Annotated in this window: 26 protein-coding genes and 1 pseudogene; 2 read left to right on the top strand and 25 right to left on the bottom strand. The window is 40.7% G+C overall.

What is annotated here, in order from left to right; translation table 11 throughout:
* Positions 1-13 precede the first annotated feature (13 nt).
* From E6W40_RS11900 to E6W40_RS11840, 13 genes are all read right to left on the bottom strand, one after another.
* Complete coding sequence (locus E6W40_RS11900) at positions 14-685, bottom strand: NUDIX domain-containing protein (protein ID WP_136605654.1); 672 nt, start codon at positions 683-685, stop codon at positions 14-16.
* 260 nt (positions 686-945) lie between these two features.
* Complete coding sequence (locus E6W40_RS11895) at positions 946-1815, bottom strand: GNAT family N-acetyltransferase (RefSeq protein ID WP_136605653.1); 870 nt, start codon at positions 1813-1815, stop codon at positions 946-948.
* A 383-nt stretch (positions 1816-2198) separates the two neighbouring features.
* Positions 2199-2600 carry a phosphorylase family protein gene (locus E6W40_RS11890; protein ID WP_136605652.1) on the bottom strand — a complete coding sequence of 134 codons (402 nt, stop codon included), beginning with the start codon at positions 2598-2600 and terminating at the stop codon, positions 2199-2201.
* A 17-nt stretch (positions 2601-2617) separates the two neighbouring features.
* A protein-coding gene (locus E6W40_RS11885; RefSeq protein ID WP_136603897.1) for an IS3 family transposase occupies positions 2618-3738 on the bottom strand; the annotation gives its coding sequence in 2 pieces (ribosomal slippage) (positions 2618-3489 and positions 3489-3738; 1122 coding nt in all).
* Positions 3739-3784: 46 nt separating this feature from the next.
* Positions 3785-4204, bottom strand: a complete 420-nt coding sequence (locus E6W40_RS11880; protein WP_136605651.1) for a nucleoside phosphorylase-I family protein — start codon at positions 4202-4204, stop codon at positions 3785-3787.
* A gap of 288 nt (positions 4205-4492) precedes the next feature.
* Complete coding sequence (locus E6W40_RS11875; RefSeq protein ID WP_136605650.1) at positions 4493-5041, bottom strand: GNAT family N-acetyltransferase; 549 nt, start codon at positions 5039-5041, stop codon at positions 4493-4495.
* Between the two features lie 248 nt (positions 5042-5289).
* On the bottom strand, positions 5290-6105 hold the full coding sequence (locus E6W40_RS11870; protein WP_136605649.1) for a P-loop NTPase family protein: 816 nt from the start codon (positions 6103-6105) through the stop codon (positions 5290-5292).
* A 381-nt stretch (positions 6106-6486) separates the two neighbouring features.
* Positions 6487-7569: a nucleotidyltransferase domain-containing protein gene (locus tag E6W40_RS11865; RefSeq protein ID WP_136605648.1), complete on the bottom strand. Its 1083-nt coding sequence runs from the start codon at positions 7567-7569 to the stop codon at positions 6487-6489.
* Between the two features lie 156 nt (positions 7570-7725).
* Positions 7726-7992 (bottom strand): CD3324 family protein, encoded by a 267-nt coding sequence (locus E6W40_RS11860; RefSeq protein ID WP_136605647.1) that lies wholly within the window; start codon positions 7990-7992, stop codon positions 7726-7728.
* Between the two features lie 507 nt (positions 7993-8499).
* Entirely contained in the window at positions 8500-9285 is a 786-nt protein-coding gene (locus tag E6W40_RS11855) for a copper amine oxidase N-terminal domain-containing protein (RefSeq protein WP_136605646.1), read from the bottom strand.
* 822 nt (positions 9286-10107) lie between these two features.
* Entirely contained in the window at positions 10108-11118 is a 1011-nt protein-coding gene (locus tag E6W40_RS11850) for a quinone oxidoreductase family protein (RefSeq protein WP_136605645.1), read from the bottom strand.
* A 165-nt stretch (positions 11119-11283) separates the two neighbouring features.
* Positions 11284-12177 carry an AraC family transcriptional regulator gene (locus tag E6W40_RS11845; RefSeq protein WP_136605644.1) on the bottom strand — a complete coding sequence of 298 codons (894 nt, stop codon included), beginning with the start codon at positions 12175-12177 and terminating at the stop codon, positions 11284-11286.
* 627 nt (positions 12178-12804) lie between these two features.
* Positions 12805-14235, bottom strand: coding sequence for an MFS transporter (locus E6W40_RS11840; RefSeq protein ID WP_246072972.1), 1431 nt, complete (start codon positions 14233-14235; stop codon positions 12805-12807).
* A 187-nt stretch (positions 14236-14422) separates the two neighbouring features.
* On the opposite strand from E6W40_RS11840, the gene E6W40_RS11835 reads away from it, so the two are divergent.
* Positions 14423-15340, top strand: a complete 918-nt coding sequence (locus E6W40_RS11835; protein WP_136605643.1) for an AraC family transcriptional regulator — start codon at positions 14423-14425, stop codon at positions 15338-15340.
* 399 nt (positions 15341-15739) lie between these two features.
* Here the strand turns inward: E6W40_RS11835 and E6W40_RS11830 are convergent.
* The 4 genes and pseudogenes from E6W40_RS11830 to E6W40_RS11815 form a co-directional block, all read right to left on the bottom strand.
* Positions 15740-16498, bottom strand: a pseudogene (locus E6W40_RS11830) (class I SAM-dependent methyltransferase).
* Positions 16499-16921: 423 nt separating this feature from the next.
* On the bottom strand, positions 16922-17374 hold the full coding sequence (locus E6W40_RS11825; RefSeq protein ID WP_136605642.1) for a DinB family protein: 453 nt from the start codon (positions 17372-17374) through the stop codon (positions 16922-16924).
* 87 nt (positions 17375-17461) lie between these two features.
* Positions 17462-17686 (bottom strand): hypothetical protein, encoded by a 225-nt coding sequence (locus E6W40_RS11820; protein ID WP_136605641.1) that lies wholly within the window; start codon positions 17684-17686, stop codon positions 17462-17464.
* Between the two features lie 528 nt (positions 17687-18214).
* Positions 18215-18808 carry a TetR/AcrR family transcriptional regulator gene (locus tag E6W40_RS11815; protein WP_136605640.1) on the bottom strand — a complete coding sequence of 198 codons (594 nt, stop codon included), beginning with the start codon at positions 18806-18808 and terminating at the stop codon, positions 18215-18217.
* Between the two features lie 375 nt (positions 18809-19183).
* Between E6W40_RS11815 and E6W40_RS11810 the strand changes: the two genes are divergently transcribed.
* On the top strand, positions 19184-20041 hold the full coding sequence (locus tag E6W40_RS11810) for an SDR family oxidoreductase (protein WP_136606957.1): 858 nt from the start codon (positions 19184-19186) through the stop codon (positions 20039-20041).
* 134 nt (positions 20042-20175) lie between these two features.
* On the opposite strand, the gene E6W40_RS11805 is transcribed toward E6W40_RS11810, so the two are convergent.
* The 8 genes from E6W40_RS11805 to E6W40_RS11770 form a co-directional block, all read right to left on the bottom strand.
* A complete protein-coding gene (locus E6W40_RS11805; RefSeq protein WP_136605639.1) occupies positions 20176-20331 on the bottom strand; it encodes a M23 family metallopeptidase in 156 nt (51 codons plus the stop codon).
* 337 nt (positions 20332-20668) lie between these two features.
* On the bottom strand, positions 20669-21685 hold the full coding sequence (locus E6W40_RS11800) for a phosphotransferase enzyme family protein (protein ID WP_136605638.1): 1017 nt from the start codon (positions 21683-21685) through the stop codon (positions 20669-20671).
* Positions 21686-22672: 987 nt separating this feature from the next.
* A complete protein-coding gene (locus tag E6W40_RS11795; protein WP_136605637.1) occupies positions 22673-23578 on the bottom strand; it encodes an NAD(P)-dependent alcohol dehydrogenase in 906 nt (301 codons plus the stop codon).
* 2 nt (positions 23579-23580) lie between these two features.
* On the bottom strand, positions 23581-24303 hold the full coding sequence (locus E6W40_RS11790; protein ID WP_136605636.1) for a DUF4386 domain-containing protein: 723 nt from the start codon (positions 24301-24303) through the stop codon (positions 23581-23583).
* A 4-nt stretch (positions 24304-24307) separates the two neighbouring features.
* A complete protein-coding gene (locus E6W40_RS11785) occupies positions 24308-24535 on the bottom strand; it encodes a helix-turn-helix transcriptional regulator (protein ID WP_136605635.1) in 228 nt (75 codons plus the stop codon).
* Between the two features lies 1 nt (position 24536).
* Positions 24537-24983, bottom strand: a complete 447-nt coding sequence (locus tag E6W40_RS11780) for a hypothetical protein (protein ID WP_136605634.1) — start codon at positions 24981-24983, stop codon at positions 24537-24539.
* A 233-nt stretch (positions 24984-25216) separates the two neighbouring features.
* Positions 25217-25927 carry a MerR family transcriptional regulator gene (locus tag E6W40_RS11775; RefSeq protein ID WP_136605633.1) on the bottom strand — a complete coding sequence of 237 codons (711 nt, stop codon included), beginning with the start codon at positions 25925-25927 and terminating at the stop codon, positions 25217-25219.
* Positions 25928-25938: 11 nt separating this feature from the next.
* Positions 25939-26577: an Hsp33 family molecular chaperone HslO gene (locus tag E6W40_RS11770; RefSeq protein ID WP_136605632.1), complete on the bottom strand. Its 639-nt coding sequence runs from the start codon at positions 26575-26577 to the stop codon at positions 25939-25941.
* Positions 26578-26797: the final 220 nt, after the last annotated feature.

Below are 26797 nucleotides of genomic sequence, written 5' to 3'. Positions count from 1 at the left end.
AATCATCTTGAAATTAACCTACAGAATTTTTTAATTTTTGAATGTCATTTCTTGAAACATAGATGTGACCACCACTATAAGCGGGCCCTAGTGATTCAATTTGTATTAGTTCATCTTCATAATTATCTTTAATGAGTACATGATTACCAATTATTCTGAATCTATCATTCATTAAGTTAGGATATAAAAATCGGTTTTCCTGATTATCTTTTAATCGGTATAGTAACTTTTTATTTCCCAAATCAGTAGTAGCTCCTTTTAAATAAGCTTCTTCTGCTAATTTAAGTACGTCAGTTCTTAGACCGTTTCCTTCTAGTCTAGTTACGACTTGTCTTGCAGTTTCAAAATTCATAACTACTCTACCCGTGGTTTCAAACCCATCTGGTAACGGCACATATTTACTTACTCTAGCGACCACAAAAACAGTGTATATATCGGTATTTTCCCAATACCAACAAGCAAAGGGTATTCTAACTGACTCCAAAATAATACCTGCTTCTTCAACTGTCTCTCGATCTAGTGCAGTATGAATATCTTCATTATTCTCTATCCTTCCCCCAATGGTTGTTAAGCCTTTTTCGTTTTTATCCCAAGCCATAATAACTAGACCATCTTCTGTAATAGCAACACTATGAATACTGGCTATTTTTTTGTCTTTTGGAAATTCGTTAATTGGTTTCAACATGTAATTCACCTGATTCTATAATTTTAAAATGATTTGTGATATTTCCGATACATTCTTGTATTCACGAAATGACCCAGCCTTAGATAGCTCTTATCTTAGGCTGGGTCGTTTGTTGTCTGAGCTTCCTTCCATGATTAGCATCTGCATCCAAAGGGTGATAGCCCTGCAGCGTGAATACTATGTTATAGGATTTCAGCGTCTTCTTTGATACCAACAATATCTTTTACTTTGTAACTAGTTCTTTTCCTTATCTTAATCAACTAAATGTTATTAATAGGGATCACATAATAAAGAGATTCGGCAGAAACATCAAATCCTATTGACTGATAAAGACTTAATGCACGTCTATTTTGAGTAACTACACTCAAGCGGATTTGAGGGTACCCTTGGCTTAGCAAAAGCTTAACTACCCTCGAAAGAATTTCACGGCCATATCCTCTCCCCTGAAATGCGGGAAGCACACAAAAATCATGGATAATGGCAGTATTCGTATGAAGACAATTAACTCTAATCATCCCTACTGGTGTCAGACCGTCCATAGCAATATAAGTAATACGTGAAGACTCTTTAGTATGGCTCAAATACTTCCTAGTCCAAGACTCTGAATCTCCAAAAGCCTGAGATAAACACTTAATCAAAAACTCTATATCCTGTTCTACAGCCAATCGCAAATTAACGTCTCCGAAACATAATTTTGTATCTTCTACGCCCTTGAAGGTCATAGAGAATTCAGATGAACTAAAGCTAGCCCCTAAATGTCTTATACAATCAATACCTGACTCAGAGTTTGATGGAATTCTGAAACGGCAAGTAAGGATGCCATGCATTTGCATCTCCGACGTTGCCCTTTTAAGTAATCCCCGAAAAACACCTGAACGGCGGGATTGCGGATGAACCATACTATTAATATTAGCTTCAATCCCATCTGATGAATACCAACTTAGAAAACCGATTAACTGATCTTCGTGTTGGCAAAGAAAAGCCTGATCTCCATCTATCTCTTTAAGGCTTTCGATCCCCACCCTCAAACTTGACTTATCGTATATCCTGCATAACTGTTCTAGCATTCTGATTTGATTGATCTGATCATTTGAAAAATCATTCATTCTTATAATTTGATATTCTTGCATGTGTACTGGTTGCCCTCATCAAGAAAGAAACACGCAGTTTATGGACGAGTAGGCGCTATCCTTCTAGTTTCTGTCCGAATATTCATGGTTACCAATTGAACCGCCTCCTTGATAAGCTATGTATACATTATTAATTTTATCATGAGAATAATCAATGTTTTCACGATAATCATGTGCTTTGCCTGAATCCACTTCCCCGAAATGCCTCTGGCAACCAAGGCCCCTTTTGGGCCGCAGTGAGAATACGGTGTTATATGTTGTAGCCGCCTTCTTCGATTTCGCATAATTTATTTATGTTGTCATATTTACATTTAACACTTGGTTGTCTATTTAGTATTTCCCTTTTTATAAATGCATTAATAAATGGATTATATCTATTCCAGTTATAAAGAACTGCATATCCGCATTGATATTTGAACAAGGTTTATTCTTATTTCTGATCTGCTATTCCAACTTCGACTATCCCATTCGACACCACTTAAATCATCACCGCCATACAAGATAATACCTAATTTTACATTTCTAAATTGTGAAACAGCCATAAATGCTGCTGCTTCCATTTCTACAGTTACACACCCTTCTGCTTTCCGCAACTCAACCTTTTCTTTCGTTTCTCTATAAAAAGAATCTGTCGTCCAAGTTTTTGCCTTTATATATCCGATATTATGTATATTAAAATCGTCCTCTATGATTTTTAATACCTCTAGGTTACATTCAATTTCTCTTGATGGCTTAATGTAATGGTATGATACTCCTTCATCTCTCACTGCAGAAACTGGTACTATGGATTGTCAACAGTAAATCAGACAACTTTTTTAAGGGCTTCTTGGCGATACTGAACAGGAGTCATATAACCTAATGTCCCATGAATACGATGCTTGTTGAACCAATTAACGTAATCGTATAATTCCAGTTCCAGATGACGAAGACTTTGGAAGTTCATCTGGTTCACGAACTCTGTTTTCATGATTTTGTAGGTAGCTTCGGCTACAGCGTTATCGTATGGACAGCCTTTCGCACTTAGAGATCTGCCGATCTCAAACGTCCCCAGAAGCTCGTCTATCTTTTGATTTTTAAACTCGCTGCCGCGGTCCGTATGAAACCACTGAATCTGACGTAAATCTCCCTGGACGTTCGCAAAAGCGCGGGAAATCAGAGCAGCGTCTTTATTCGTACCTGCACTATGGCCAATGATCTCTCGATTGAACAAGTCGAGCAGCACACATATGTAATGCCATCGGTTCTGAACCTTCACATAAGTCAGATCGCTGACAACGAAGCGCTTTGCTTCCTCCTGCTCGAACTCACGGTCCAGAACATTCCCTGTCGTTGCTTCATTAGAAGCGGTTTTATGGGGCTTATATTGAGCCACAGTGTAGGTGGAAACTAGCCCTTGCTCTTTCATAATCCGCCCAATTCTACGTCTGGAAACGACGAATCCGCGTTCTTGGAGCTTGACCTTGATCTTTCGTGTACCGTAAGCTTTTCGATTGTTGTGGAATATCTCAAGAATCGCTTCGGTTATATCGTCTTCGTTCGGTTGTTCTTTCGCGTCATAGTAAAACGTACTTCTTGCGATTTGCAGGACGTCGCACATTGCTGATACCGAGTATTTATCGAGGTTGTTCTGGATGATAGCTACTTTCGTCCCATGATCAGCGCGGCTTGCTTTAAAATATCCACCTCCATTTTCAGACGTTGGTTCTCTTTTCGTAATGCAATTAACTCGTTTTCTTCTGACGAGCGATTGTCCTTCTCCTTGAAGGAGCCCGTTGTCTGAGCTTGTTTGATCCAGCGGTCTAAAGCAGAGGCTGTGAGATCATATTCCTCCACAATGGCTGCTCTGGATTTCCCATTTTCATAGAGTTCCACCAGTTGCTTTTTGAATGCTGAGGTAAAGGTACGTCGTTCTTGTTTTGGCATTGTAGAGTTCCGCTCCTTAATGATGATAGGTTTATTCTACAAGCCCTTATTTTTTCTGTCCAACTAAGTGTAGACGATCCACTATTACATGTCCAACAGCAATGTCTTTTTTTAATACACCTGCACCACCACAAACTATAAATTTCTGAAAACCATAGGCTATCAGTTCTTCTAAGAATCCTGCTGAACCTGCTGCTCCCAAATACCCCACAGTAATATGTACTTTTTTTCCTTGATAATATGTTTCATATATTGGCAAATCTACAGTCTCGCAATGTAGGCATGCAACTTCTTTCAATTTTCCTTCCGTTTGCATTTTTTCAATTACATCTCTAAAAAATGTTATTACACAGTATTCAAATTCTTCTTTTGGCTTGATAAAATTAGTTGCCTCAATTATTGCAACTCGCGATTCATCAAATTCCAATATCGGGAATTCTTTATTATCAATTTTTTTGCTCTCCATCTCGACTTACCTCCAAAGTAAATTGAAATTTTTTTTTATTTCTTTGCGGCTATTTCTAATAACGTTCTTGTATTCACGACGTCCATTCACCCTAAACTGCTCGACGCACGACTTGTGCATTCGGCTGGCCGCGATGCGGTTGGGTGAATGGATGTGTCGCCTGAGTTAGCTTCCTTGCTTAATCTTCTAGCGACCGAGGCGGCTTTTCCGCTGATGCGTTAACATATTGTTATATGATGTACTTGCCTTCCTGAATCACTACAAAATAAAATGATTCCTACACACATGCTAATTAGATGAGTTAGATATATTTAAATATTCATGCTTCAAGATACTCATCATTATACGATCGACATATTGACCATTTTTATAGACTTCGTCTCTTTGTATGCCATCCTTCTTGAAACCCGACTTTTCATAACTCCGAATAGCACCAGGATTATCAGCATCTACCGTCAAATACACTTTATGAAGATTTAAACGCTCAAATGCAAATTTTAGAACAACACTTGTCGCTTCTGTAGCATAACCTTGTCCCCATACCCTTTTGTCCCCAATCCAAATACCAAATTCAGAATGCTTGGACCAAGGATGGATATTAAACAATTGGGTGTTGCCAATCGGGATACCATCTTCTTTTATAATAGTAAAATAGACAGCTGATAGATCTGTTTGTGCGTACCTCAGTACACGCTCTTTGACCACACCCGGTGTTATCGGCATACCACTTCCCGATGGTAACGTTCGGTTAACTGCAGAATCGGATAGCCATTCAAATCGCTGTATCCAATCTTCTTCAACAACCGGCCTTATTGTTACTCGTTGTCCGTATAGCATATTTTCCCCTCCATGTAACTGAAATAGCACTTTTTTAACTCATAATTATGGGTATATTACATGTGTTGTAAGAACAGGTTTTATCTAGCAAGTATGTCATATAACGTTTTGTATCTATGAAACCGAGAGGCTTAAGGCGCTCAGCGCCGGGTCCAACGGACTTAGCCTCGCAGGGGTGTTCGTTGAATCGACTTCTCTGCATACTCTTCTTGCGAACCAAGGGCGTAGTCCGTAGCGTAGATACAGTGTTATACGGGGTTCATGACATCTTTGAATTCGCAATCAAGAGTGCTCTTTATACTATCAAACATCTTATTCCAATCTCTATCTGTATTATTCAAAATATACGAACGAAAAGGTAGCGACTTAGCCGTGCTCAGTTCTAAATTTTTGCGTTTTATGTAGTATTCGACTGTTTCAGGAATTGACCATTTTGGTTTTGAGCGAATAATAGCCGTATGTTTCAATGATTCTTCAACACTATTCTGCGACATATAAAATAAAACTGGATTTAATGGGCTAATTATAACTGCAAGATTTCTTATGTATTCGATGATTTCATCTTCTGTGATTTGAGGATACAATCTATTGATATCATGAATCTGGTGCTGAAATAAGACACTCTCGAAAATAGTTACTGTGTCCTTGTTAGACATTCTTGTAACACATTGTTCAAAACGTGTATAAAATATCTTCTTATATGTATAAAATGGGACAATGGCCTTATTTGAATAACAAAATTCTTTAAAAGATAAATATTCGGCTAATTCATCACTCCATGGTTTCGGCTCAGGTACTTTATAAGGTGTTAAGATATAATCATATTCTATAATAGAGTTTAATCGAATCCATTCTGCTTGTTGAGGAAATCTTATTAGTAAATCGTTGTATTCATTCTTCGTAAGATAAGCATAAAAAGGCAAATCAATTGGATGTTCACTACCTTCAATATAAACTTCTGTATTTACGCCAACTTCTTTAAGATATGTATATAGTAATTGGGATGTGGTTGTTTTGCCTGAACCTGGTATACCCTCAAACATAATTAATTTAGTCTTTTTCACTCTCTTCACCCTTATCATATATTAAATTAAACCCATTATTGAATTTTCCATGTTAATTTAATTGATAATTTTCAAGGTCTTTGTATATTTTTTCATGAATTCACCTAACGTTTTATTCACGAGCTTCGTAAATAACTCCATATGAGGGTATTCGCGAAAACTTTTAAACTATCCTTCCTGTTAGCGTAATGCTTCCGCCTTTTTGCTCGTTCAAACACTTCAATCGTTCCGCCAAAGGGTAACCCGTGTACCCATCATAGCGAAAACCTCCAAATGAAAAAGACCGTATAGAAACTACACAGCCCTTCAAAAATCCTATTTTATTTGATAGATTGTCAACAGTCACGTTTCCGCGGACTTATTACGAACTGGGATATAAGATCAATGATTAATATAATGGGCATATAATTGATCGAAGGTTGTAAAACGTTCGACTTCTCTGCCGACCTTACCATATTCGACTACATATTCATCCATCATTTCAAGGAACTTCTCTTCCATTACTGGTAAATCATTTGCATCAAAGTACTGCATGAGATCAAATTTCTTAGTTCCTTTCTCCGCAGCCATTTCATCAAGATATCCTTGTGCTCCAAAAGCCGAAAGAAAGGCATAGGAGGCATCGTTCGTTTTAACACTGTTCAAGATTTTATTGCGACAATTGCACCACAATTCTTCGTAAGTTCCTCTCAGATTATCAAAAGTCGGAGCAGGTTTAACAATGAAGCTATCACACATCTTGCTATGTAACCTCATAATGCTATTCAACATATTAAAAGATGCAATTCGGATATCTTCAATGTTATGAGCTTTGATGATTGACATGTATAAGGATTCGAGATCATCCGGAACATAGCGATACGAGCATATTTCTTCCGAATATCGCTTGATTCCTCGTTTGATGCACGTGTTATTCATGCTGACCAAGGCATTGACCAGATTGTACAGAACGTCGGCAGATGCATGTCGCACTGAACCGATATTATCACCCAGCATCGTATCGCTGTATGCTTGCTTAGCCAGATCGATCCATTTTTTTGCTCGATTAAGACACGCTTCTCCTATCGGATCCGCAAGCGCATCAAGAGCTTTTTGCCTGAAGTCGTTCAATTTCTCCAAATCCTCAGGCTTTGCATAATAGAGAATTTTGAGCTCGGTTAGGCTCGATACGTTGGGACTCTCTAAGGTGGATTGCTCGTGTATTCTTGTATCCCATGGCGTGCAATAGATGTCATATCCAACGTCATCTAAGATGAAGCAATCGGATATTCCCCATCCCCTTTCTGTATTATTAATAATAATTAAATCAAGATCGCTCTTCTCGTGAAAGTCCCCGGTGCTAAACGAACCAGTAAGCCCAATAATTGCGATATCGTCTAGAAAATCTCTTCTTGCGCGTTCGATCACCATGTTGATCAGCTGTTCATTTTTGTCCAGCAGCTTCTTCTTTATGATTTCGTTCATTCGTTACACTCCTTCGTACGAGTCGGCCGTCCTTCATTACAACAACCTCAACTAGAGTCTACCGATTTAGAGATGCGGTTGCTATGTATAAGTTGATTTAATTCATCTTTGCACAAAATCCGCTAAACCGTCGATATGACGATTTAGCGGATTTCATTAGTTCTTTTTATAAATAATTTTCTTTATGCTTTCGCAGGACAAGAAATACCGATCCGCCAACTCCCTTATGCTGACTCCATTGCGAAATAGGGATTGAATCTCGGCGTTTCGAGCAGAGACCACACCCTTGCTGCGTGTTTTCTCGCCCCATTTTAAGTGTGCCGCTTTGGGTTTTGGGATATAAACCAATTCGCCTTGAACGTATTCTTGAATGATACGAAGCAATTCTTCTGGAAAAATAAACTCGGCTTTTGAATATTTCACGTGCCTCACTCCTTATTTAATAAATCAATAAGGTGCAAAGCCAGTTAGAAAAATATTACGATTCGTTGTTGGCAATGTGATTGTTCCTAAACTCTATGCAAAGCATTGCCATATCCTTCACTGGCTTTGCATAGAGCCATGCATGTAAGAATCCTACCCCGATTGTTTTCAATAGCCTCACCTCCTAGAGAATAGATGCCTGCTATCTGCTATTATATCAGAGCTTGTTGTTCAAGAGTTTATGAATCATGTCTCTTTTGTCTGACACGATTGTACGCTTATATTGAAGTACCAGCCGAAGAACTTTCAATTGTTCCCTGCGAGAGATGTGCTTGAACCGCTGTTGAACATTTAAATGTTCAGCGGCTTAGATAGTAGTGGCTGCCAGCGAGTTCTAAATTATTTCTTTCCTGTTAGCCACAGTTCATCATTACTTGGAAACCATCCTCTCTTGACCCATTAAAAATGGTATCTCGATACAGCCTCTTAATGAACTGCTAATCCGTATTATGGTTCAATAATTTGTCTGCCCACATTCACATCGTCTATCTTCCATTGGTTATCAACAAACTTATAGAATACATAGCGATCAACGAGCTCGAGATTGTTAGGACCACTTTTAAAGTAAGCAGATTGGTGCATTCTCGCCGCTGTAGTGCTGCTGTAGGTAATATCGGCTGTTTTTGTTAGTATAGCGTTATTTTTAATGCCATTACTGTAAGTAATCTTGTTTATAAATGAGTCCGTGAAATAAGGTCTGAAATATGTTCGAATTTGCGAAAAGCTTGAGAGATCAGTGGCTTCATTAATCTTTGCATTAAGTTCGTTTATTCTCTCCTGACTCATTCTCCAAGGCTTGAGCGGCTCTGTATGGATAAAGACCTGTTGCAAACCGATCGTAATGGTTGCTTTTCGTCCTTGTTCGGACCATAGCGCTGTACCACCAAAGGCTTCAGCAAAAGCACGTGCTGGAACATAGGTTGTTCCATTATCAATTCTTGCTGGCACATCAAGGCTGAGAACAGCGTTATTTAATAAAGCGGTACGAGAATTAACAAGCAGCAACAGCTCTCGTTTGCCACGAATAATCGTAATGCTTTTTTTTGCCTGGTTCCAAGTCACTTCTGAATTGAATCTCTCTGAAACAGCACGTAGTGGAATAAGCAATCGTCCATTTTCAATTTTTCCATTGTCAACCGTATTCGAAAAATTATTGGCGAGGCTTACCGCTGGATTACCGATTAGTAAGCTACACACAAAGGAAAGTGATAGTGCGATTTTTGTTTTTTTCATAGATGATTACTCCCATGGTTCTATTATACTTTGGACCCTAGCTCAATTCTGTAGTCAAAACTTAAACGCAATTCTAATGGATAATGTTGCAGATTATAATTAGAAATATACCAACTGTATCATATTCCGCAATACCAAGCCTGCCGAAATAAACTGCTTAAGAAATCCACGATATCCTGTTTGAACAGAATGAGCACAATGCATTTCGAATGACGTATATGAAAGAATATCTTAAAAATTGAACACAGGCGCCATTTCCGGCACCTGTGCTGCTCCTTCTACCAAGGCGTTTCCGTTTTGTGTTCAATTACTTGCGACACTTGGGTTCAAGAATTTGTTTCAATTGTTCCAGCGTACGATCGTCATCAGAAGCTCCTCTATGCGGATGGGCTTGGAGTTGTTTTTTAGCCTGCGTACTTGCGGTTTTTTATATTTTCGGTTGGGCGTCTATGAATTGCGAGAAGGCGGGCAGCGGCAAGAATTATAACCTAGCCATGGAGGGATTATACGAATTTAAGGGCTCGGGGAACACAACCATTCCCATCTTTAGCAACCAGGCCTTAACACGATCCGGTTAGTTCTACATATATGGATTTGTTTCGATCATCATCAAATCGGTAATTGGACCATGTTCTTGTCCTTTTCGGCAATCTTGTTGTCTGGTTTTGACAAGAACATATATCGTTAAAGCAAAAAAAGCCGCAGCTGTGCGGCTATTAAGCATATATTTTCCTGTCGTCTTACATCACGACTGCCGTTTCTTCGTTATTCATTCTCCATCGAGACTGATGTCAATTACATCAAAACTGAATGTCCGTTTATTTAATCTTGCGGAATGGCCAGAACAAATTTTCCGAAGTTGTCCCCCTTTTCCATTCGGTGCAATGCATCGGACGCCTCTTCCAGCGAATAAGTTTTATCCAAAACAGGGCGAATCTTGTGTTCTTCCACCAACTTGAGCATCTCGGCAAAATCTTGCGGGCTTCCCATCGTTGAGCCGATCACGGAGATCTCTTTTACGGTCATATTTGGCAGGAAAAGATTCGGGACAGGTCCTCTCGTAGCCCCGAAGCTTACGATGCGGCTTCCGATTTTGCCCAGAGACAGCAGGTTGTTGAAGACTTCGCCGCCAATACTGTCGAAGGATAAATCAATCCCATCAGTTAATTTCTCTAATTCCTTAACCCAATCATCTGATGTATAGTTGACGCCTCCAGTTGCGCCAAAACTTTTTGCTTTTTCGATCTTCTCTTCTTTGCTAGATGTCACGAAAACTTCAGCATCGAGTGCGGCTGCAAACTGAACGAGAAAAGTGGCTACGCCTCCGCCAACACCGGGGATCAGAACGGTTTCGCCTTTCTTCACTTGGCCCTTCGTAACCAAAGCACGGTAGGCGGTTAATCCCGCAAGCGGGAGCGCAGCCGCCTCTTCCCAAGATAAATGGGAAGGTTTTGAATGGACATTTTCCGCGGGCACCTTCACATATTGAGCATAGGTTCCGTTAGTAGGAACACCGAGAACTGTGAACTCTGCCCTTTTTATGTTCATGTCACTGCCCCAGTTCAAACCAGGATTGATGATCACTTCGTCACCGATTAAGACATTGTTGACTTCATCTCCTATCGCAACTACTTCCCCTGCGCCATCGGAGCCCGGAATCGCAGGCAGCTTAATCCCCGGGTATCGCCCGTGTACGACCATCAAATCCCGTCGGTTAAGAGCTGCCGTCTTTAATCGGACGACGACTTCTTTCGAACCTGGATTAGGCGTTTCTACATCTTCCAATTTCAATTGGTCTGGTCCGCCTGTTTCTCTTAACATCATTGCTTTCATATCTTTACACCTATTCCTTTCGCTATTGGCTCAAATATTAAATTTCCAGTTAGCAAATCGTTTTACCATTTCGGGGTTTCTTTTCTGTTAAGCTTATTTCGTTTGTTCATTTAGCTCATTCTTTTATTATAAGGCTGACAACAGTATAATCATTTATGCCTTCTCCTACTGCTTCTGTCTCTGCTGTCTATACTTCGAGGGTGGGAGTCCGAATTTTTCCTTAAACACTTTGGAGAAATGTGCAATATTCTCAAATCCGCTTGAGAAACAGACATCGGTAACCGTTAAATTCGTCTCCGCCAACAGTTCTTTGGCCTTATCCAGCCTCCGATTGCGAATCCACTTGAGCGGGGAAGTATGGTATTTCGCTTGAAAGTCCCTTTTAAATGTCGCCAGGCTTCTTCCGGACAAAAAGGCCAAATCGTTGAGGGAAACAGGATTGGCGATGTTCTCCTCCATTACTTTCACAATGCTGCCTCTTTCCTTGTTCATTGGTTGCATCAATTGATATAAAAACCGTTCGTGCGAATCTGCCACGTGAAACAACAGTTCCATCAGCTTGATCCGAACCAGTCCTTCATTGATTTCGTCGGGCTTTTCTATATAGGGTTTTAACGACTCGATGTAGCTCCTAATGCGATCGTTAACCGGAAGAACCGTTACCGGAATAACATCATCCACGGGATAAATCGTTTTGATCCCCGCAAATTTAAGGAATTCATCCACGATCTTATCATTCAGAAAAACCATCATATAGTCGATTGCGTAATTGTAGTAAGGATCACCCTTTTTCTCGAACTCAATTGCAATTGATTTATGAATAAACATCAATTCATTACTCCAAACCGTGTAGGTTCGATCCCCAAACCGCAGTGTATAGACTCCGGAACGAACGATTAGCAACAGATGATCTTTCAGAAAATAGGATCTCTTTCTGCTTTCCGTGTGATAGCTAAATTCAATTACGGACAATCCGTCCAGCTTGATGCTGACTTTTCTGGCTGCATTGTTTGGCAACTCTCGAGGCACCTTGATCATTTTGTCTGATCTTGTTTTCATACCCGTTTTCGCCTTAATTCTTTCCGCGATTGCTCGCAGGTGATACCACCTTTAAGCATTTGGATCAGCGCAAGTTTACTATCCGCATGAGTATCCACTTCAATCTCCTTTCGGTATCGCCAACTTGGTTCAATTCTAGGATAACCGGAATCCAACTTAAAAACTTTACTGGGAAGCTCAAAACACTTGTTCATTTGGCTCAAAATGAAAGGCGTAGGACCTATAACCATAACATATACACAAAAAATAAGCGGCGCCCTTGGACCAAAATAAAGTCCTAGACTGCCGCTATTCGATTGAACTAACGCTCCCAAAGGTGAGCCTTTTTAGTTTTCTATACTAAACTGCCCATTAACCAAAAAGCCCCACCAACTTGCGATGGGGAGGGCTACTGAAGTGACCATTTCAATTCTTTTGTGCCCTCCAAAAAAATTGCGTCATATATGATACGGTTCTCCACTCTTCTTACTTTGGTAAAGCATTGAACACACTTCGCGCCGTCCAGCTTCTCGAACGGCGCTTCCACGCTCCAGAAGCAGCCTCCGCGAAAATGGAAGATTGGTCATATAATGCATTTCTCTCCGCTTGCGTTTAATTGCCGTTCTGATATTTACTTGCGAGTGTATCTTATTTGTCCCCTGGAGACAAACGCCTTGGCTCCATCTGCACGACGGTGCGTTTCGCTCTATCTGCCGGCAGCAGCAAGGTCAAGACTGTAGCGAGTGAAGCCGCCAGGAAAATGACGGAGCCCCCAATCGATACGGAGATCGCATGGGCAAAAGACGTATCGGAAGGAACTGCCGATCTGCTCGCCGCCTCGAAGACGGTGATCATAACCGCGAGTCCGAGCGAAGATCCGGTCTGATGAGCGACATTGACGAGCCCTGACGCCGCTCCTGCATCCTTGGTCTCCACACTGGACAACCCTAATGTCGTGAACGGTTGGAAGATCATCCCGGCACCGCCCCCCATGATCACCAACGGGAAAAACAAATTAGGGAAAAAGCTCGAATTTGCCGAAATGAGACTCAGCCAGCTTGTTCCGGCGATCGCGATTACCAATCCGAAAATCAGTACTTTAACGTTTCCGAATCGAGATACGAGCGAAGGCATGACATACATCATCCCGAACTGAACGGCCGTGAACGGCATAATCCCAAGTCCGGCTTCCAATGAACTAAAATGCAGGACGTTCTGCAGAAATTGCGGGACGAAGAAAAAGATCGGAAAGTTTCCGCACAAAAGCAACAGCCTTCCCAAGTAAGCCCCGGATCGCGTTCTGCTCGCGAATAAACGAAGAGGAGTAATCGGCTCTTTCGCCCAAGCTTCGGTCTTCACGAAAGCCGCTAGCGAAACTCCTCCAATAGCAATCGAGCCCCATGCTTCCGGCGCTCCCCATCCGACGGAAGCGGCTTGAACGAAGCCGAATGCCAGCGCCGTCATGCCGATTACCGATGTCATAGCTCCCATGATATCCAGATGACCCTTCTTCTTATCTGTCTCCTGCATATATCGGGGCGCCATAATGAGCAGAACGATGCCGATCGGCACATTAAGGAACATCCCGGCGCGCCAAGAAATCACGTCGGTAAGCAATCCGCCAATGATCAGACCGACGCTTCCTCCGGCTCCTGATACAGCGCTGTAAACAGCGATCGCCTTCGACCGCTCACGGGCTTCCGAGAAAGTAACGGACAGTAAGGCGAGCGCCGACGGCGTCGTCATCGCTGCTGCCAATCCTTGTAAAGTGCGGGCGGCAAGCAGAAACGAAGCAGACGGCGCCAAGCCTGCCAGCATCGATGCCAGTGAGAACAAGGCGATCCCCGCGCTGAATGTTCTTCTTCTTCCAAAAATGTCCCCGGCTCGAGCGCCTAATAACAAGAAACCTCCGAACGCCAAAATATAAGCGTTCTGTACCCAAGTCAATACAGCCGTAGATAATTGGAGATTGCGACCGATTTCAGGAATCGCGGTAATCAGGATGGAACCGTCGAGCACCATTATCAGTTGAGTAGCTACGATCATCACCAGTATGATTCGTTTCGAATGTTCATTCAAGAGAATAACCTCCCTTTCATTGTTCTAACGGCATTATGTCATGAATCGCTTTCGCGAAATAGCTCGTTCCTGCATAAAAATTGCTCAATGCTGCAAATGTAGAATTTTTATGATTAGATAAACGGTTTGTTACTCTTCGTGGGAGGGTATATACTAGGAGTGTGAAAATAAGAACGGGGGAGCTTCTATGCAGACCAATTTGGATCAATTATTAGAGATGGTGGACATTTTTCATCTTGCGGAGGGGCGGACGGAGACGGATGTCCCCTTTTTTTCACTCATACGACGCAACCGGCCGACTGCGATGATGCCCGGCGTTCTCACACCTTCTTTTTGCCTGATTCTACAGGGTTCCAAGAAGCTCCATCTCGGTCAGGATATGATCTATTATGGTGCCGGCGACTATTTGGTCTCTTTGTTCGATATTCCGGCCTCCGGTCAAGTCGTCAGCGCTACACGACAATCGCCTTATATCGGCTTACGTATCGAAATAACAGCGGATGAAATTGCCTCTGTCATGTCGGAAGCCGGGATCAATATGAAACCGCCCAACCGAAAAATAGGGCGCGGAGCTTATGTAGGCCAATCCGACGAGAACTTGCAGCTCCTATTCATACGGTTGTTGGAATTGCGAGGCAAGCCCGAGGCGGAAATTCGCTTTCTGTCCTTGCTGCTCAAACGCGAAATGATTTTCCGCTTGCTTACGGGAGATTACGGGCATTTGTTTGTCCAACGAATCTTCATGGAACAGCAGAACGAAGGGATCGGTAGAGCTATTGAGTGGATTAAGGAGAATTACAACAGAACTTTTACAATCGATGAAGTTGCGAAATCGTCCAACATGAGCGTCTCCGGACTTCATCACAAATTTAAAGCTGTCACGACGATGGCTCCCCTGCAATATCAGAAGCAACTCCGCCTTCAGGAAGCGAGACGCCTCATGTTGAATGGCTCTGCTAACGCAACGGCCGCCGCATTGGAAGTCGGATACGAGAGCCCAGCTCAATTCAGCCGGGAATACCGCAGGCACTTCGGTCTTCCTCCGCTTCAAGATATTAAAGCTTTGTACAGATTACCAGTACCGGAAGCATTCGAGACCAGCTAAAGATATTCAATACAGCGGGAGGAGACGATTTCCGTTTCCACCCCTGAGTTTTACGTCCTTGATCTCGATCATCCAAAGTTTCTTCTCACATGCACCGTAAAATAATTTTAAAATAAAACAGCGGCAATATCTGCCCGTTAGCTTAATCACGCTCGGGTTGATTATGTTCTTTCCTCCACAATGTACTTACTTTTGTAATGGGGTCGGATTTGTGTCATTAGACATATATAATGTGACACATTATATATGCTCTATTTTATTCTGAAATAAATAAGTTCTTAAAAAATATGATGTAACAGTCTCTTGATCGCAATGGTTATGAATGTTTCCAAAATAAAAAGAACTCGGTCATAATTGGACCGAGTTCTTTTACGTTTATTGATCTCTTATCATGGGTGATTACTTTCGAACAGCTTCAAAAGTAATTATTTGACCTGCGTTAGATGGTTGCTTGTTATAAACATAACCAGCAGAACACGTAATATCAGTGAATCCGATACCTTCTAAAATAATTTTAAATTCATCAACCCCGTACCAACGCATTGCAAAGCGTTGCAACTCGGTTTGACTCAACTTTCATTGGCGCCATTTCTCATATTTTATATAGGATACGGTATATTGATTGAGCCAATCTATTTCAATCGATTTGCTTTCCATCGTAATACCATCACCATTAGGTAGAGAAAAAGTTGAAGTGGAAATCTCCCCTGTTTTCCAACCATGGGGTAATTCAAGATCAACAATCAAGCGTCCCCCTGGAAGAAGGTGTTTATAAAAGCATTTTAACGCGTTTAGAGAGTCTTCTCGCTTTTCAATCAAACAAAAGGAACCCGTAGGAATAATAATCGCCTCATATTTAAACGGCAATGAAAATTCCTGTAATTCGCCTTCATATAAGTTTGGATTCAGTCCTCTTTCTTTACAACGTTTACGACACGAATCCAACATTTCAGGAGAGTAATCTATTCCATCGACAGTATGTCCAGTCTCAAGGAAGGGAATCATAAATCGCCCTGAACCAACTGCTGCCTCAAGAATACGACCCTGGCATGTTTTTAATCGTTCTTGGTAATACTCAATATCACCGTCTAAAGAATACCCTACTGGTTTTGTGAAGTCGTAGATTTCGGTACAAAGTGAACTGTAATAACTAAACATGTTTTTTCCTCCGTTTTTATGCACGGAAGATTAATTAAAACTTCCGCACCTTAAATTTAATTGATGAAAAAACAGATCTGACTATCATAAAAGATCACTCACTTTCTATAAGTTATAGGTATATTGTACAAGCTTATTCTTTTTAAGCAACAACAGTAGACAAATGAATAATAAATATATAGACGAATCAAGATTTTAGTAGGACAAGAAGAGTCAATTGTGCAAATACCTCCATCTACCTTAGATAAAGTGCCTATCTTCTCACGGTTATCCTCGTATATTTCTTTCAGTTCTTCTGGACCTCTAAAAGTATTCCCTTTTGTATTTTGACAAGAACATATATCGTTAGAGCACAAAAAGCCGCTGTTACGCAGCTATTAAGTGTATATGTTTTTGTTGTCTGAAAATAAACTAAATTGCCCGTTAGCCTAGTCTTTCATTCATTTGTTTAAGGTGATGGATGTCGTGGTCAATGAATATCTTCAAATATTTATCAACTGTAAATTGACGTTTTCCAGAACCTATTGTGAACTTAGCATTATTGTCGATGCCAGATATCGCCTCAATTAATAATCTTCTATTTAGGACAAACTCATCTATTAGAGAACCTGTTGTAGTAAAAACACTTATGTATTCGATGGCTTCTCTATTATGTAAGTCATGATTAGGGAAAGCATTCATGTTTGCACCCTCATTCATACATGGGACATGATTCCCTACAATGAACTTATCCCAGTAATATAAATGTCCTATGATTTCCTTGACTGACCACTTACCTTCACTTATTGGCTCAAGAAGGCGTTGTTCATCGAATTCTTTATATTTTAGTATTTCTTCTGCTGTCTGACCATAATTCAAAGCTGATTTATTATTCATTCATTTAACCTCCATTTCTGATATGTAATAAGTTATAAATGTTCAATATTGTAGCAAGATCAATTGTTGTGTTCTCTATCCTTTCAACTATTTATTCTTCTGCTTTGCAGCTCGCATACCGCCGATGATAAGCATGATAATCCCAATTACTGCTAGAATAATCTGAACTAAGAATGGACTCAATGAAAACACCGTTTCACCTTGCCAGTGCAATCCGAACAACCTTTCATTCAGTCCCACAATCGCCAATAATGGCTTAAGAAACAAACTCAGCGCTAATAATACTATCCCCCAAATAATATTACTATTCATTGATTCAAAACCTCTTTTCCAATTAAGATAAATGATGATTAGTTCACCATAAAACGATCTATCATTGCCTTTCTAGAATTTAATCCGGCGGCTTCTGTTCCTGTTCATCATTCTTGCCGGATTGGCCGGATATGACGATGTGAAGGCGAGTCCATTGCCGCCGTTGGCTCAGATGTATTCAGCGCCGCTGCTATGCTCTGCGTTTCTGCCTGTTCTTGTTGTCGTCGCAGGGGGCTAGCACCAGACACGAAGGTAGCACCCAACTCCCATTATCCATCGACTTTTCATCATTCGAACTCTCCTTCCGAAGTTGTGGTATATATGGGCAAAATTGGTATATTTATATTTTAATAAAAAATTAGTATTTATACAAACCGCCCGTTAGTTTCGCTGGGCATTTCCGCGCGCCGGTGATATTCACTTCTTGCTTCGTCCTTACGACTCGTTTCTTGCCTAGGGACAATCGAAATCAGCTAATGTAATGTTCTCTGCTGAAGCATCAAGACGCTGGGTCAACGAGGCGTGTCTTTAGCTGGTTGTTTGCTCCCAAAAAGGGGCCAAATTGACCGATATAACTTCAATGACTTCTTCAAACTTCGTTTCTACTGAGCGATCTTGAGGGTTCCGGCTCAACTGCAAGACCGATCCGAATATGCTCCAACTGATAACGAGTGCCATAGCTTCCAATTTTTCATGCGAAAAGCTCTGTGTGTCCACTTCATTTATCCGTTTAAGCAGGAGTTGATGAAGATCCTGATGCATGGTATTTTCAAACATCGCTTCAAACTGCTTGTCTCCTGGCGTACTACATTGTTGAAACCGCAAAAGAAAATCGAATATGGTTTGAATAAGGATTCGCAAATTGTCCGCATTGCATCTTGTTTCTTCCGGCAGTCTATCCCTTATATTCATTTGGAACTTTTCCGTCATCCAATATTTAAGGAAATTATATTTATCCTGAAAATGTGCATAAAACGTTGTTCGATTTATGGTTGCTTGATTCGTGATATCGTGCACAGAAATGGAATAGACGTTTCTCTTTTTCTCAACCAAATCGTTAAAAGCCTGCACGAACAATTGACGGGTTCTTTTAACACGCGGATCCTCGGGATTTACCGACATTTTACCCCCTCTTTCTCTTGAACTCTAATAACAGACAAAAGGACATAAATGTTGGGAACACAACAAAAACAGCTTTTTGCAGGTTGTTAGCACGGGCTCATCCTTTTATCTTTTACTTAGGAGGTTGGTGCTAGAATGTTGTTCAAAAAGTCACTGAAAATCCATTGCACACTTCTGCGTTGTTTTTTTAAATCTTGCTCTTGCTCGCGTACCCGGAAACGTGCGCTTCGTAGGTTTTAAAATAAACGACTTGAACTGTTTGTGTTTGATTCCGCGACTTTTTGAACATGCACTTATACGAATATGATTGCACAAAGAAAATCGTATGACAAGAAAATCTCTATCTGAATTGCAAACGAAAGGATGAGTGCAGAAATGATTGTTGTTACAGGAGCGAATGGAAAATTAGGTCGGAAGGTCGTAGAGGAACTTCTCAAGCGTGTTCCTGCCGAGGATATTGGTGTAAGTGTCCGTGATGTGAACTCGGTACAGGATCTAAAAGAACGCGGAGTTCGTGTTCGGCAAGGAAATTTCGATGATTCTGAAAGTCTTATTCACGCCTTTGAAGAAGCGTCTAAAGTTCTTATTATCTCGTCCCATTCCTTGGGAGAAGTTGCTGTTCGTCAGCATCAAACCGCAATCGATTCAGCAAAGAAAGCTGGTGTTAATCGACTGCTGTACACTAGCCAAATGTTCTCATCGGCAACGTCGCATTTCCCTCCCATGAATGTCCATGCTGCAACAGAAGAGATGCTAAAATCTTCAGGAATGGCTTTCACGTCGCTGCGAAACGGCTTTTATGCCTCATCAGCGATGATGTGGATGGGTGATGCCTTGAAAACAGGGGAATTGATTGCTCCGGAAGATGGTCCTGTTGCCTGGACTACCCATTCCGACCTGGCTGAAGCCACAGCGGTAATCCTGACAGAGCAGAGATATGACGGTATAACTCCTCACCTGACGGCTTCCGAAGCAATTGACATGGATAGAATCGCATCTATTACTTCCAAGGTCTTGGAGCGACCGATCCGGCGAATTGTCGTGTCGGATGATGAATATCGGAACCACTTGATGTCCAGAGGACTGCCGGAAGCGATGGTCGGTATGCTTACGGGTATGTTTCAGGCAAGTCGACAGGGAGATTTCTCGAAAACTAATCCCGTTTTGGAAAACCTGATTGGCAGATCCTCAGTGAGTTTTACGGATTTTTTAAAAGACTCGATTTCTCAATAACACTTTAACACTGATTGTTATGGAACATCGGAAGAGTGGTGTCCACTATGGATGACCTGATCCGTTCTTGACAAAAAACGAAAAAAGTATCGGTCGAGGAGCTCCGGGCAGAAATGTCTGGAGCTGCTTTGTTATTAATCGTTCGTCTTTCTGGCGAGATCCCCGCGCCGCCCGTTAACAAAGATTTCAAAATGCAAATCCAAGCCGGTGCTTTTGCCTGTTGAACCACACATGCCGACCACATCCCCTGCGTGAACAACATCCCTGACCTGAACGGTCGTCTGTGACATATGGCATACGAAGTCTTAAAGCCGTTGCCGTAGTCTACCCAAACAAATAAGCCGTAACCTTAGCTATGAATCGTTTGCGTCCTGCCAACCGGCTTCCAAGACCTTATCGGCCTTGAAAGCCGGAATGCGCTGCGTTGCCCGGCTGCCCGGCCCTGTGAGTCGGAAACCCGTTTTAGTTCAGCATTGTGTCATTAGACAAATTTAGTGTCCATACACTAAATAACACCATTTTTTATCGAAAAAAATATAAGTTAAAAAAACACACAGCCGGCCCCTATGAGCCGGCTGTGTTGAGTCAGCCCCTACCCCTACTTTAGTAAAATGCGATGCTCCCAGGTTAATGAGTACTATTATAAATGCTTTTAAATTCTTGAACAAAATCAATCGGCAGCATAGGGTCATCAGAAGCGGCTATTTGTTGAATCTCTTTTAACCTGTTCATTGATTCTTCGTCCAAATTTGACACATCGTTTGCTTGATGAAAATAAATATACAGCAATGCATGACGAAGTTTAATAGACTCTTGTAAATATTCTATTTCTTCTTCTTGGATTGTATTTTCCTTTAGATATCCTTTTATAAAATGACGAAAAAACAATTTATAATATTCCGTTTTATTTTCAAATTCCTTAAATGGATAAGAAAGTGCATAATACAATGTAATTCCAATATCGTTTACGAAATACGTATAACCGCAATCATCAAAATCGAACAAATAAATGTCTCCGTTATGCAGATAAAAATTACTTTGATGAAAATCAGTATGAGTCAAACCGTATGTATCTTTGGACTTGGGCAGAGAAGTAAGCTTTGTTAATCTTTCTTTTAAAACTGAAATCATTACATCATCAGGTCGCAGGTACTTCTCCGCCTTTAATTGAACTTCTTGGTCCCAGGCTTGTCGTTTAAACGCCGGATTACTCCATTCATAACCCTTTGTGGCATGATGGATTTTCCCCATAAATTCGCCCCATTTTTCGTAAAGCGATTCATTCCAATCTTCATCAGACACTTCTTTTCCAAGAGCCATTTCGTATGAAATGGCTAGGAACGAACCATTTTCTGCAGCAATTTCTTCAACCATATTACCTCTGGTCGATGGAACAGCATTTGAAACTGCCAGTCCTTTATTCGACAAAAAATTTAAAAATTCAAGTTCACCCAGTATATTATTTCTTGATCTTCTAATTGTATGTGAGATTTTTAATATGAAAAATGCGTTGTTTTTCTGGTATTCATAAACAAAGCTTTCATAACCGCCCAATGAACGAACAGTGTCTTGATTAAGGTCATATCGCTTTATTGCTTCGGTAAGGATCTCTTCAGTGAATTGCTCTTTAATTTCTCGTATCATCTTCTATACCTTCTTTCATTCATAATTTAAGTAGCTGCTTAATTTTTTAATCGAAAATATCGTGACCACCTGACGGAAGGCATCCTACTGACCGCTTTCCAGATAATTTTCCAGCAGCGCCCTCTCTCAGAAGCACATCCTCATCCGATCCGTTCGGCTCGAACAAAACCTCTTTATATTTATCTGTGACTCTTCCAACCCAATCCGTATGTATTGTTCCTGGACAAACGGCATTAGCGAGTATCACTTTTGATGCATACTAAACTGCTGCCGTCAATTTTGCTGCTCACTCCCTTTTGGACAAGATATTCCCTGAAGGGTGATCCCTTCTTATCCCATTGAGATCGACTGAGTAAGAGTATCCGTCATATGGAAGCGACTCGATGCGGATTTCTGAATACTTTGATCTTATGAAGGAACAGTAGAAAAAGCAACATTCAGAGCGGCATAAATGGGGCCTGTTGAAATAGCTCAAAAGGGATTCTCGCCCGTTATTTCAATAAGAAATGAGGAGCCACGTCGCTCATACTCTCTGCCATTGTTACCTTTAGTTAAGCAAGGCCCCTTCCGCGAAAGCAGCGGAGGGGGCTTTTGCTTCTCGCAAGCAAAAGTTTCCTGCCAAGTACACCATCGTCGTCTGATCGTTACTTGTGTCAGGTTCTCCGTATCATCGATAGAGCGAAATCGAAGGACTCCTTGATTGGCATCCTTCGAAGTTGGGATAGGGGTTCGAAGTGCTAAACCGTAGCTTGATAAATCCATAATTCGGAGATGGGTGATGTTGCAGATGTTTGGGGAGGTTGCATAGCTAGCCCCCCAGTCAAATGTTTCTTCTGCTATTCTTCAATCATTAAAGACGAAGCCCATCATGGTTGCATCTATCTATTCGTAAAAAAGAATGCCCCGTAAGGCGGTCTGGAATAATGTATTATCCCAGTCTTGCCGTTATTTATGGTACAGTTCCCCGCGCTGTCAATTACGGTAAGTTTATCTCACAGTTACGACGACATTCCCCTTCTTATGTTTTTGTTCGACATAGCGATGGGCATCGGGAATTTGTTCCAACGAATAGCGTCTATCGATGACTGGTTTAATTTTACCGGCCTCAAGCAGCTCTTGAAGGAAGATGAGGTTTTCAACGCGAGGCTTTTGTGACATATGCACACTCACATATTTTCCGTTCGTACGAAGTGCTTTTTTAAATGTCGATTTATTGATTTTCGATATCTGTTTCCCAACGGCATCAAAGATTAGATCATAGCTTTCTCCAAGCTTCGTGAAATCCTGTTTCGTATAATCTATAGCCCGATCGGCTCCTAAAGATCTCACCATCTCAAGATTGGCGGTACTGCATACCCCTGTTACATCTGCCCCGTAATATTTGGCAATCTGCACCGCATACGTACCCACACTTCCAGAGGCTCCATAAATAAGTACCTTCATTCCGTTCGTGATATTCCCCTTCCCAAGAAAATTCAACGCGCTTATTCCCCCGATGGGAACAGCGGCAGCCTCCTCATAGCTCACATTGACCGGTTTGATGACTACCAATCCATCTTCAGGCAAACATTTGTACTCGGCATATGCACCGAAGCCAAAACCACAAGACGCAAATACTTGATCACCGATCTTAAATCGTGTTACATCTTTGCCTATGGCTTCAACTTCCCCGGCTAACTCAAACCCCAATATCGTTACTTTTCGGGGCCTTAAGAGACCATTGTACAGTCTTGAAAGGAATGGGTCGGCCTTTCGCATGCGCCAGTCCCCCGCTGTTACCGTTGTCGCATATACTCTGATCAGTATTTCATTGTCCTTGGGTGTAGGTTTTTCTACCTCCTTCAGTTGAAGAACATCGGGCGATCCGTATTGGGCATATACAACTGCTCTCATCCTTACCCCTCCTTGATTCCATTCTTGTGTTTGCTTGAATGGACTGCAGATTCATTAAACCCTTTCGCGATGAGCCACACCGCAAGGGCCATTTCATTAGCGAATATCGGAAGCGCCAAGATCGCCCCCCAAGCAGAGACTTGCTCAATGACCCCGAACATTTCTAATAAGGCTGCAAGAAAGATCAATGCTGACCCTGTTAAACCCAATATGGGGATGAACCTGGGTACAAGCTTTGATTTATAAAAGATATAACTATACAACACCGTATTAATCCCTAGAAAAAAATTAGGTCCAAGTAAAAATGTGTAGTCATGCACGGCTTTTAGCAACGTACCCGAAACCTGATAGGACGCGATATCCGGGGCCCCCGCTGCTACATAGTCCCTGCTTAAGGCCAACAGGGACAGTACGCTGATGACCCCTATCGTAATAACAATGGCCTCCAAAAACCGGAAACAAACATGCCAAAGAGCAATCGTTTTATTAAATTTCCGTAAAAAAGGAAACATGGTGGTTGCAGTGCCTACCGCCGAAATGACAAGTATCAATTCCATAATCGCACCAAGCACTACCTCGTTAGCGTGTGCGGAACCTTGAATCAGGTAATCGGGATCATTTAGGATTGGTTTATATAAGATAAGCGCTCCTATAATTGATGTAACGGCCGCAAGGATAAACAGAACACCTATAATTTTTGATGCTGTCTTCGTTGAGAAATCCATTTCATCATCTCTCCTCTGAGTTTTCACCGTAAAAGAATACCTCTTCCAACGGTAATTTAAAGGCATGAGAAATACGAAAAGCCAATTCCAGGGACGGGGAGTAATTCCCCTTTTCAAGGGCAACGATTGTCTGTCTGGTTACACCTACCTTGTCAGCCAGCTGCTGCTGGGTCATTTCATTATGGTCAAAGCGTAATTTGCGGATATAATTGCCGACAAGACTTTTACTCATCTTAGACTCCTTTCTTGTAGTGATACAGTCTCGTTAGGGATCCGGTTACGTCAGATAGGAATCCGGAGAGGATTAGGATGATGAACATCACCTTCGAGGGCTGATTGAAGTTCAAGGATCCCATGGCAAGAAGAAAGCCAAGTATAAACACGAAAAAAGAATTGCGGAAAGCTTTCAAGTCAATAAGCTTATCAAGTTCATCTGCGAATGAAGGTTCCTTTTCACCTGTCGTCATTCGAAAGAAGATATTAAAAATAATGCTGATTACGATATGCGCTGCAATGGAGACCAATGTCAAAACGAGGACGAAGGACCCCCAGTAATGGAAGATTTCCTTTGATTCCATTACCCCTTCAGGATACTGCGGGTACTTATACAAGCAATAAGCTGCAAAAATGAGTATGGAACTGATTAACGATACGATGCTCTTCTTTTCTTGATAAGTCATATACGACACCGCCTTCATAAATGTCAATCCTACTAAACATAATGTATGCCAGACTTTACACAAAGTCAACTTGGTTATACAAAAAAAACCAAATCACATAGGTCGTCATTCGGCTAGGGCGATTTACTTGCCTTTATTTATGATAAGGTTCACCGCGAATGATCTTAAACTAATCTACTACGTCAATAATTAAGGGAAAATGTTGATTATAATTGTTGAAATCCATGTTTAATTTATTGATTGTTATCATATTCATTAATCAATCCGACTAAATATTTATAATTATCCTCTGTAATTCCAAAAGTATTTGTGGGATTTTTTTGATAAAATTCTTCTGCAAATTTAATCGTATCATCGGATACTTGATTTGCCTCAAGAATGTTCTCCTTCCAATATTGAATACATTTAATTGTTTTCTTGTCTTTTGAAGACAATTTATGCTTTAAGCAGAAATTTAATTCTTTTATAAATTCGTTCCAACTTTTTATATTGAAGCTAAAATTAGTATCTTTTTTCTGTTCCAAGTCTTTAATCTGTAATTTTGAAATTTCAGTATCATTTGTTATTTGTGAAAAAAACGGAAGAATATAAGGGGTTATATCCTGTTTTTCGCTAACATGCTCATCAAGAATGGACAATCGCATTAAACGTAATTGTAAATCTGTAATTGCTGTCTCAATCCTACGTTTTTCTTCTTTAACAAAAAGCCGAATATCAAAATCATTATTATTTATATATTGATTAATGTTATTTAAACTCATCCCCATATTTTTAAGTGAAATGATCACGAAAATTTTCGAAAAAGAATCTGAGTCATAAAATCGATGACCATTCTCATTGATATATGCTGGGGTGAGTAGTTTTATTTCATCATAGTATTGTAATGTTCGTACACTTATACCTGTCAATTCAGAAAGCTCTTTAATTTTTATATATTGTTCCATAGTTATACACTCTATTCTATCTTGTTTTCTGATATTACATTTGCCAAATGACTATACATATTCGCAACATTATCCCAATTCGTTTGTTCTAACTCCTTTGATAGATATATCAATTCATAAGCACTTTTAGAAATTAATTTATCATCAGCAAATGGTAAGGGTTGCATCAAAAGCCCCCTTGAAGAATTATCTCCTGCCATTATGAAATGACTTGGAAGCTGTTCGCTCTGTACTGTAAAATGAGAAAATAGCATAACGGCACTATCCATATACGCCTCAACTGTCCCTGTGTGTAATCCTGTTTCCCAATTCCCTGTTGTTATTGACACGACAGATTTATTGTCAAATAAATCAGCTACAGCTCCATCAAATTCATTGAGTATATCCTTATACTCAATACTAAATTTTGAATCTGTGATTTGACAAAAAATAGAGACTCCTTGAGAAAGACGAAAAGAAAAACTTATTTTTGCATTAAAATCATTTATAGCAGATAATAGCGTACAATTTGTAATGATCTGCTCCAAAAACTTACGTATGCAATGAGTTCCTGTAAATTCACTTAATGCTTTTTCTGAAATTTGATGTGTATCAGCAATAACCATTCTAAAGTCTTTGTTTGATGATAGCATTTTTATAATATTATTCATTTTTACCACCTCTTAAATCATTTTACCGTATCACGTTACGTGATACACAAGTGCCTTTTGATTATAAGAAATGTTTTTCTTTTTAAATTGAAATAGAGAATCCTCTGTTACTCCGAATCCTGTACAAAATTTCACCCTACTTATGATAAGGTTCCCCGGGCTGTCTGAAATAAGGCAAGTTTTTAAAAAGGACGCAACCCAAGCAAGTTCCCTTAGATGC

It is taken from the genome of Paenibacillus dokdonensis, assembly GCF_004916975.1.
GTDB classification, from domain to species: Bacteria; Bacillota; Bacilli; order Paenibacillales; family Paenibacillaceae; genus Paenibacillus_AQ; species Paenibacillus_AQ dokdonensis.
Note: the sequence above shows the minus strand (reverse complement) of the source record. Positions and strands in the feature narration are given on the sequence as shown.

Coding starts and splice junctions, on each gene's coding strand:
- E6W40_RS11900 (WP_136605654.1), bottom strand. CDS start 685: ATGTTGAAACCAATTAACGAATTTCCAAAAGACAAAAAAATAGCCAGT.
- E6W40_RS11895 (WP_136605653.1), bottom strand. CDS start 1,815: ATGCAAGAATATCAAATTATAAGAATGAATGATTTTTCAAATGATCAG.
- E6W40_RS11880 (WP_136605651.1), bottom strand. CDS start 4,204: ATGGAGAGCAAAAAAATTGATAATAAAGAATTCCCGATATTGGAATTT.
- E6W40_RS11875 (WP_136605650.1), bottom strand. CDS start 5,041: ATGCTATACGGACAACGAGTAACAATAAGGCCGGTTGTTGAAGAAGAT.
- E6W40_RS11865 (WP_136605648.1), bottom strand. CDS start 7,569: ATGAACGAAATCATAAAGAAGAAGCTGCTGGACAAAAATGAACAGCTG.
- E6W40_RS11855 (WP_136605646.1), bottom strand. CDS start 9,285: ATGAAAAAAACAAAAATCGCACTATCACTTTCCTTTGTGTGTAGCTTA.
- E6W40_RS11850 (WP_136605645.1), bottom strand. CDS start 11,118: ATGAAAGCAATGATGTTAAGAGAAACAGGCGGACCAGACCAATTGAAA.
- E6W40_RS11845 (WP_136605644.1), bottom strand. CDS start 12,177: ATGAAAACAAGATCAGACAAAATGATCAAGGTGCCTCGAGAGTTGCCA.
- E6W40_RS11835 (WP_136605643.1), top strand. CDS start 14,423: ATGCAGACCAATTTGGATCAATTATTAGAGATGGTGGACATTTTTCAT.
- E6W40_RS11825 (WP_136605642.1), bottom strand. CDS start 17,374: ATGAATAATAAATCAGCTTTGAATTATGGTCAGACAGCAGAAGAAATA.
- E6W40_RS11820 (WP_136605641.1), bottom strand. CDS start 17,686: ATGAATAGTAATATTATTTGGGGGATAGTATTATTAGCGCTGAGTTTG.
- E6W40_RS11815 (WP_136605640.1), bottom strand. CDS start 18,808: ATGTCGGTAAATCCCGAGGATCCGCGTGTTAAAAGAACCCGTCAATTG.
- E6W40_RS11810 (WP_136606957.1), top strand. CDS start 19,184: ATGATTGTTGTTACAGGAGCGAATGGAAAATTAGGTCGGAAGGTCGTA.
- E6W40_RS11805 (WP_136605639.1), bottom strand. CDS start 20,331: ATGTCACAGACGACCGTTCAGGTCAGGGATGTTGTTCACGCAGGGGAT.
- E6W40_RS11800 (WP_136605638.1), bottom strand. CDS start 21,685: ATGATACGAGAAATTAAAGAGCAATTCACTGAAGAGATCCTTACCGAA.
- E6W40_RS11795 (WP_136605637.1), bottom strand. CDS start 23,578: ATGAGAGCAGTTGTATATGCCCAATACGGATCGCCCGATGTTCTTCAA.
- E6W40_RS11790 (WP_136605636.1), bottom strand. CDS start 24,303: ATGGATTTCTCAACGAAGACAGCATCAAAAATTATAGGTGTTCTGTTT.
- E6W40_RS11785 (WP_136605635.1), bottom strand. CDS start 24,535: ATGAGTAAAAGTCTTGTCGGCAATTATATCCGCAAATTACGCTTTGAC.
- E6W40_RS11780 (WP_136605634.1), bottom strand. CDS start 24,983: ATGACTTATCAAGAAAAGAAGAGCATCGTATCGTTAATCAGTTCCATA.
- E6W40_RS11775 (WP_136605633.1), bottom strand. CDS start 25,927: ATGGAACAATATATAAAAATTAAAGAGCTTTCTGAATTGACAGGTATA.
- E6W40_RS11770 (WP_136605632.1), bottom strand. CDS start 26,577: ATGAATAATATTATAAAAATGCTATCATCAAACAAAGACTTTAGAATG.